The following is a 7,788-nucleotide window of genomic DNA, read 5'->3' on the forward strand; positions in this document are numbered from 1 at the left end:
ACGGTCAAGTTTATCAACCAGCTCATCGACAGCGGCATAGAGGTCGGCATGGGCACTTTCAGCGAACAGCTCGATGCCCTTGATGTGAATATTGCATTCCGCTTTTTGCCGGCGTTCCTTCTCCTTCATGTTTTCCAGGGTCAACAACACCTTGACATCCACCACCTGGTCAAAATGCCGTTTGATCCGGTCCAGCTTGCTTGTCACATAACTGCGCAAAGCAGGGGTTACCTCCAAATGGTGACCGCTGATCGTCAAGTTCATAAAAGCCTCCTAAGTTCTTGGGTGAGAAAGCTGCCAACGACGCTGGCAACCGAAAAAAAGAGTTGTCAAGCCATGGCACTGACTATGCCCCGGCTTGGCGCAATTTGCAATTCATTTTTCATGATGCAATGCAACATACTCCGGTCTTGCGGGTCACGTCATTGGCGCAAGAGCTGCTGCAATGCGATAATCTTCATGATCGAATGACTGCATTTTGACTGGTCGCGCAGCGCATAAACGCCCCCTGTCGCTGGTTTTCATCTCGCCAAAGCGTCTTGGGCTTGAACACCACCCACCCGACATAACGCTTCATGATCTACCTCTTTTGGGAGTGAGCGCATGCTCAATATTTTCACCCTTGCCAACGGCCGCCTGTTTCAGGAAGAGATCGAATCTCTTGAAGAGTTGTCGCGTTTCCAGCCGATCTGGGTTGACCTGGAGTCGCCCACACTGGAAGAAAAACGCTGGATCAAACAATACTTTGGGCTCTCGATCCCCGAAGATGCGATGGATGAGGACATTGAGGAATCGGCTCGTTTTTACAAGGAAGACAACGGCGAACTGCACATCCGCAGCGACTTTTTGGTCGCCGACGATGTTGACCCGCACACGGTCCGGGTGGCGTTTATCCTGAACCTGGTCAACGACGAACTCAAAAGCAAGGGCGTCCTGTTCTCGATCCATGATGAGGACGTACCGGTGTTCCGGCTGCTGCGCATGCGCGCCCGTCGCGCCCCCGGCCTGATTGAAGACGCCAAGGAAGTATTGCTCAAACTGTTTGACGCCGATGCCGAGTATTCAGCTGACACGCTCGAAGAAATTTACGATGAGCTGGAAAAAGCCAGCGCCAAGGTGCTATCAGGCGATGTGACCGATGCGCTGGCCGGTGAGGTGCTGGGCGCCATTGCGCGCCATGAAGACATGAACGGCCGCATTCGGCGCAACGCCATGGACACCCGGCGTGCCGTGAGCTTCATGATGCGCACCAAGATGCTCAACAGCGATCAATTTGAGGATGCGCGGCAAATCCTGCGCGACATCGATTCGCTCGACTCCCATACCGCGTTTTTGTTTGACAAGATCAACTTTTTAATGGATGCCACGGTCGGCTTCATCAACATCAACCAGAACAAGATCATCAAGATTTTTTCGGTGGCCAGCGTGGCGCTGCTCCCGCCTACCCTGATTGCCAGCCTGTATGGCATGAACTTCAAGTTCATGCCCGAACTCGACTGGGCCATGGGTTACCCCTACGCCCTGGGCCTGATGCTGGCCAGCGCCCTGGTGCCCATGTGGTACTTCAGAAAACGCGGCTGGCTCAAATAGCTATTGGTGCTTGATGAACTGGCCAAGCACAGCCAGGGCATAAGGACTGGCCACCTGGGTCACAAAAGCAGAAAAATCCAGGTGCGCCTGGGCATCTGCACGGTCTGAAATGGTGCGCATGGCGGCAAATGGCACCCCGTAGTCATGACACACTTGCGCCACCGCCGCACCTTCCATCTCGACAGCCAGGGGTTCATGGCCTGCGGCCTGCAAGTCAGCGCGCATGAGCGCGGCAGCCGAGGGGTCGCAGACAAACTGATCACCACTGGCAATCAGGCCGCGGTGAACGACAGGCGCCTCCAGCAGCAAGCTGCGATGGAAATGGTCGCCAACGCCAGCCAGGCCAAGGTGGGTGGCAGCCAACAAAGCCGCAGAAAGCGCTGGATCGCAATCAAGCGTTGCGCGCCCATACAGCGGTATTTCATAACGCGGAAAAAGCGGGGCAGAGTTCAGATCGTGTTGGATGAAAGCCTCGGCCACCACCACGTCACCCACCTTGACGCCAGCGCCGACACCCCCAGCGACACCCGTGAACACCACACGTTTGACATCAAACGCTTCAATCAACACGGTGGTGGTGGTGGCTGCAGCCACCTTGCCGACCTTGGACAGTACCAGCACCACCTCCTGCCCGGCCCACTGGCCGCACCAGAATGTGCGACCGGCACGCCTGACGCGCTGCGGGTTGACCAGTTGCTCCAGCAAGCCCCGCTGCTCATCCAGCAGGGCGCTCATGATGGCCAGCGTCAAGGGCGCACCCCGGCCATGCTATTTACCCCGCAGCTCACGCCGCAAAATCTTGCCAACCGGCGTTTTTGGCAATTCGGAGCGGAATTCAACCACTTTGGGCTGTTTGTAGCCGGTGAGGTTTTTCTTGCAATAAGCACGCACCTGCTCTTCGGTGACGTCGGGGTCTTTTCTGACAATGACCAGCTTGACCGCCTCGCCGGTTTTCTCGTCCGGCATACCCACGCAGGCGCACTCCAGGATGCCGTCCATTTGTGAGACCACGTCTTCAAGTTCGGTCGGGAAGACGTTGAAACCGCTCACCAGAATCATGTCTTTTTTGCGGTCGACGATTTTGAAGTAGCCACGCGCATCCATCACGCCAATGTCACCGGATTTGAAATAACCGTCCGCAGTCATCACTTTGGCGGTCTCATCGGGGCGCTGCCAGTAGCCAGCCATCACTTGCGGGCCCTTGATGGCAATCTCGCCCGACTGGCCCACGGGCACTTCATTGCCCCCATCATCGATCAGTTTGAGCCAGGTGCCGGGCACTGGCAGGCCGATGGAGCCTGAGTATTCCGTGATGGTCACCGGGTTGGCCGTGGCAATGGGTGAGGTCTCGCTCAGGCCATAACCCTCAACGATGGGACAGCCCGTTTTCTCCAGCCAGAGTTTGGCCACGGCACTTTGCACGGCGGTCCCCCCCCCCGCAGACACCAGCAGACTGCTCCAGTTCACCTTGCCGAAATCGGGATGGTTGGCCAGGCCATTGAACAAGGTATTGACCGCCGGAAAGAAATGTATCTTGTGCTTGGCCAGCTCGGCCAGTACGGCTGGGAAGTCACGCGGATTAGGAATCAGGATCAGCTTGCCGCCAATGCGCAGGGACAGCATCATGGCCACTGTAAAGGCGAAAATATGGTACAGCGGCAAGGCACACACCGCATTCATTTGCTCGCCTTCCGGTATTTTTTCCAAAGCCGGCCTGAACCAGTCATCGGTCTGCAACAGGTTGGCCACCAGGTTGCGCTGCAACAGCACCGCACCCTTGGAGACACCGGTGGTGCCGCCGGTGTACTGCAACACGGCCACGTCATCCGGCTTGATGACCACTTTTTTCAAACTGCCACTGCTGGCCTTGGCAATGGCTGCGTTAAAGCGCACCGCGCTGGGTAAATTGAACACCGGCACCATCTTCTTGACGTTGCGCACGACGTAGTTCACCAGGGCGCCTTTGAGCAGGCCCAGCTGGTCGCCCATGGCACACAAAACGATGTGCTTGACCGGTGTCGCAGCCAGACATTTCTCGAGTGTGGCGGCAAAGTTCTCCAGAATCACGATGGCCTTGGCTCCCGAGTCCTTGAGCTGGTGCTCCAGTTCGCGCGCCGTGTACAGCGGATTGACGTTGACCAGGGTGTAACCGGCCCGCAGTATTCCTGCCACGGCAATGGGATACTGCAGCACATTGGGCATCATGATGGCGACCCGGTCGCCCTTGACCAGGCCCAGACTTTGCAGATACACGCCAAAGGTCTGGCTCAATTCATCCACCTGCCTGTAGCTTTGCTCCTTGCCCATGAAGCTGTAAGCAGGCCGATCGGCAAACTTGTTGAAGCTCTCCTCCATCATGTCGACCATGGAGGCATATCGGTTCACATCAATATCAGAGGACACACCCGGGGGATAACTCTTGAGCCAGATGCGATCGGTCATTATTGATGCTCCACGTATTGAATTTAAAACCGGATTTTCGCCCGATTGTCAGTTTCTGTAAGCTGTGTTTTCCCTAATTAGACTGCAAACTCCAGCCGGTTTCACGCTCTGCAAAACAATCAAAAAAAGAGGCCGCTTGGGCCTCTTTCAGATGGGTCTGTGAGCGCTTCAGGCCTTCAATGCGGTCAGCACTTCATCGAGCATTTTCTTGGCATCGCCAAACAGCATGCGGTTGTTTTCCTTGTAAAACAGCGGGTTGTCCACGCCGGCATAGCCGGAGGCCATGCTGCGTTTCATGACGATCGAGGTCTTGGACTTCCAGACCTCGAGCACCGGCATGCCGGCAATCGGACTGTTCGGGTCATCCTGGGCACTGGGGTTGACGATGTCGTTGGCCCCAATCACCATAGTCACATCGGTGGCCGGGAAATCGTCATTGAGTTCGTCCATTTCAAACACAATGTCGTAGGGCACCTTGGCCTCGGCCAGCAGCACGTTCATGTGACCCGGCATGCGCCCCGCCACCGGGTGAATGCCAAAGCGCACATTGACACCCTTTTCACGCAGGTGCTTGGTAATTTCGAACACCGTGTGCTGGGCTTGTGCCACCGCCATGCCGTAGCCCGGCACAATGATCACGCTCTTGGCTTCGCGCAGCAATTCAGCCGTTTCCAGCGCCGAAACAGGCGTCACTTCACCAACCGGCTGCTCACCGCCCGCGGCAGCCGTGGGCTTGGCGCTGGTGGTGCCGAAGCCGCCTGCAATCACGCTGATGAAGCTGCGGTTCATGGCGTTGCACATGATGTACGACAGAATGGCACCACTGGAGCCCACCAGGGCGCCCACCACGATCAGCAGGTCGTTGGACAACATAAAACCGGTGGCGGCGGCCGCCCAGCCCGAATAGCTGTTGAGCATGGACACCACCACGGGCATGTCGGCGCCGCCAATGGCCATCACCATGTGCACGCCAAACAGCAGGGCCAGCACGGTCATCACGATCAGCGGTGTCAGACCGGCATCTTCCTGCAAAAATTCACGACCAAAGTAAATGACCAGCAACAAGCCCGCCAGATTGAGCCAGTGCCGCCCTGGCAGCAGCAGCGGGTTGCCGCTGACCCGGCCGGACAATTTGCCAAAGGCAATGACCGAACCCGAGAAAGTGATCGCACCGATAAAGATACCCACGTAGATTTCAAGTTCGTGAATGGTCCGGGCCGCACCCGTGACTGCAGCCGTTGCGACCGGGTCGATGTAGGTGGCAAAACCCACCAGCATCGCTGCCAGACCCACCATGCTGTGCATCAGGGCCACCAGTTCCGGCATTTGCGTCATTTGCACGGTTTTCGCGGCATATAAACCGATGGAACCACCAATCAGCATGGCGCCTATGATCCAGGGCAAGCCGGCCATCGTCACTTGCGGGCCCATCACTGTGGCCAGCACGGCAATCGTCATGCCGATCATGCCGTACAGGTTGCCGCGCAAGGCGGTAGTCTGGTTGGACAGGCCGCCCAGGCTCAGAATAAACAAAATGGTTGCGCCGATGTATGCAACCGTGGCCAGACTTGAAGACATGCTGTTGGCTCCTTTTTCTTATTTACGGAACATTGCCAGCATGCGCTGGGTCACGGCGAAACCGCCGAACATATTGATGGCCGTGAGCACAATGCCCGCGGCCGCCACCCAGGTGATCAGGCTGTTGGGCCGCTCCATGGCGCTGGTGATGGGCGAGATTTGCACTAGGGCGCCAATCGCAATGATGCTGCTGATGGCATTGGTCACGCTCATCAGTGGCGTGTGCAGGGCGGGCTTGACGTTCCAGACCACCATGTAGCCGACAAAACACGCCAGCACAAACACGGTGAAGTGCGCCAGGAATTCTTTCGGGGCACTGGCGCCAATGAGCCAGAACAGCGCTGCCGCCACACCAAACATGATGGCCAGTTTGCTGCCCGCCATGGGTTCGCTGGCGGCACCGTGACCATGGCTGCTCTTCTTGGCAGCGGGCGCGGCGGCGGCCGGCTTGGCGGCCTGCTGCGGCGGCAGCTGAGGCGCCGGCGGCGGCCAGGTCACTTCCCCATTCTTGATGACGGTCAGGCCACGGATGGCGTCGTCTTTCATATTGACGTCAACGATGCCGTCCTTGGTCTTGCACAGTTCCTCGGTAAGACGGAACAGGTTGGTCGCGTACAGCGTCGACGACTGCTTGGACAATCGACTGACCAGGTCGGTGTAGCCGACGATGGTGACGCCGTGCTTCACCACAGACTGGCCGGGCTCGGTCAGTTCGCAGTTGCCGCCCTGCTCTGCCGCCATGTCGACGATCACGCTGCCCGGCTTCATGCTCTTCACCATCTCGGCGGTGATCAGCTTGGGCGCTGGTTTGCCGGGGATCAGCGCGGTGGTGATGATGATGTCCACTTCCCGCGCCTGCTTGGCGTACATCTCGCGCTGGGCCTGCTGGAAGCCCTCGCTCATGACCTTGGCGTAGCCGCCGCCGCCGGAGCCTTCCTCCTCGTAATCGACCTTGACGAATTCGCCGCCCAGGGAAACGACCTGGTCGGCCACTTCGGCACGAGTGTCGTTGGCGCGCACGATGGCGCCCAGCCCGGCGGCTGTGCCGATGGCCGCCAAACCGGCGACGCCGGCGCCGGCGATAAAGACCTTGGCCGGCGGCACCTTGCCCGCGGCCGTGATCTGGCCGTTGAAGAAGCGGCCAAAGGCATTGGCGGCTTCAATGACGGCGCGGTAGCCGGCGACGCCGGCCTGCGAGGTCAAGGCGTCCATCTTCTGGGCACGGCTGAGCATGCGTGGCAGCGCGTCGATGGCCAGCACGGTCACCTTTTTGGCGGCGAGTTGCTGCATCAAATCGGGGTTTTGTGCGGGCCAGATGAAGCCGATCAGGATTTGCCCTTCGCGCATCAACGCGACTTCGTCGGCGGACGGTGGTCGCACCTTGAACACGATGTCGGAGCCGGACCACAGGGCGGCGGCCGACTCGGCCACCGTCGCGCCCGCAGCGCGGTAGGTGTCGTCGGAACAATTCGCGGCATCGCCTGCACTGGATTCGACGGCAACTGAAAATCCCAGCTTGATCAGCTTTTCCACCACCTCCGGCACCGTGGCCACGCGTTTTTCTCCCGGGAAAACCTCACGCGGCACGCCAATGCGTTGCGCGGTTTGAGTCGATGATGTGGGGGATGGAACGACGGATTTTTCCGATAAGCCTTGAGTGGTGGCACCAGCTTGCATGAAGCGTCTCCTCGTAAGATGATTGGCAGGTTCTTTGAACCGCAGGAGCTTACCTCAGTTTTTACACTTTTTTGATTTACGACAAGCCCGTACTTTGATCCACCTCAACGAGTCAGCTGATCCCGGTCTGGGCGCAACCCGGCAAGTTACCGATAATCCGGCCATGACAATCCGATGGAAACCCAGCGCCACCGTGGCGGCAATCATTGAACACAATGGCAAATTCCTGCTGGTTGAAGAGCACACCCCCGAGGGCCTGCGCCTGAATAACCCGGCCGGCCACCTCGACCAAGGAGAGCGCCTGGTGGACGGCTGTGCCCGCGAGGCGCTCGAAGAAACCATGCATCTGTTTACACCGACGCATTTGCTCGGGATCTACATGTCGCGCTTTCAACGCCCGGCCACCGCCGATCATGCGCAGGAAGACATCACCTACCTGCGCTTTGCGTTTTGCGGCACGCTGGGCGCCTTGCAAGCGGGGCGCAGTCTGGACACGGGCAT

At 58.5% G+C, this 7,788-nt stretch carries 7 protein-coding genes; 2 read left to right on the forward strand and 5 right to left on the reverse strand.

Annotated features, from left to right (window positions below; genetic code table 11):
- A partial coding sequence (gene raiA / locus NDI87_RS15090) for a ribosome-associated translation inhibitor RaiA (protein WP_296276259.1) occupies window positions 1-264 on the reverse strand: 264 nt, incomplete at its 3' end.
- 339 nt (window positions 265-603) lie between these two features.
- On the opposite strand from raiA, the gene corA reads away from it, so the two are divergent.
- Window positions 604-1,590: a magnesium/cobalt transporter CorA gene (gene corA / locus NDI87_RS15095; protein ID WP_296276260.1), complete on the forward strand. Its 987-nt coding sequence runs from the start codon at window positions 604-606 to the stop codon at window positions 1,588-1,590.
- Here corA and NDI87_RS15100 read toward each other — a convergent pair whose 3' ends face one another.
- The 4 genes from NDI87_RS15100 to NDI87_RS15115 all read right to left on the reverse strand — a co-directional run bounded on the left by NDI87_RS15100 (window position 1,591) and on the right by NDI87_RS15115 (window position 7,287).
- On the reverse strand, window positions 1,591-2,340 hold the full coding sequence (locus NDI87_RS15100) for a 5'-methylthioadenosine/adenosylhomocysteine nucleosidase (RefSeq protein WP_296276261.1): 750 nt from the start codon (window positions 2,338-2,340) through the stop codon (window positions 1,591-1,593).
- An 18-nt stretch (window positions 2,341-2,358) separates the two neighbouring features.
- Window positions 2,359-4,032 (reverse strand): long-chain-fatty-acid--CoA ligase, encoded by a 1,674-nt coding sequence (locus NDI87_RS15105; RefSeq protein ID WP_296276262.1) that lies wholly within the window; start codon window positions 4,030-4,032, stop codon window positions 2,359-2,361.
- 168 nt (window positions 4,033-4,200) lie between these two features.
- Window positions 4,201-5,610 carry a Re/Si-specific NAD(P)(+) transhydrogenase subunit beta gene (gene pntB, locus NDI87_RS15110; protein ID WP_296276263.1) on the reverse strand — a complete coding sequence of 470 codons (1,410 nt, stop codon included), beginning with the start codon at window positions 5,608-5,610 and terminating at the stop codon, window positions 4,201-4,203.
- An 18-nt stretch (window positions 5,611-5,628) separates the two neighbouring features.
- The gene (locus NDI87_RS15115; RefSeq protein WP_296276265.1) at window positions 5,629-7,287 is read right to left on the reverse strand and encodes a Re/Si-specific NAD(P)(+) transhydrogenase subunit alpha; all 1,659 of its coding nucleotides are present in this window, start codon (window positions 7,285-7,287) and stop codon (window positions 5,629-5,631) included.
- Between the two features lie 163 nt (window positions 7,288-7,450).
- On the opposite strand from NDI87_RS15115, the gene NDI87_RS15120 reads away from it, so the two are divergent.
- The coding region (locus NDI87_RS15120; RefSeq protein ID WP_296276267.1) for an NUDIX domain-containing protein at window positions 7,451-7,788 on the forward strand (338 nt) is incomplete at its 3' end.

The organism is Rhodoferax sp., assembly GCF_023701345.1.
GTDB lineage: Bacteria > Pseudomonadota > Gammaproteobacteria > Burkholderiales > Burkholderiaceae_C > Rhodoferax.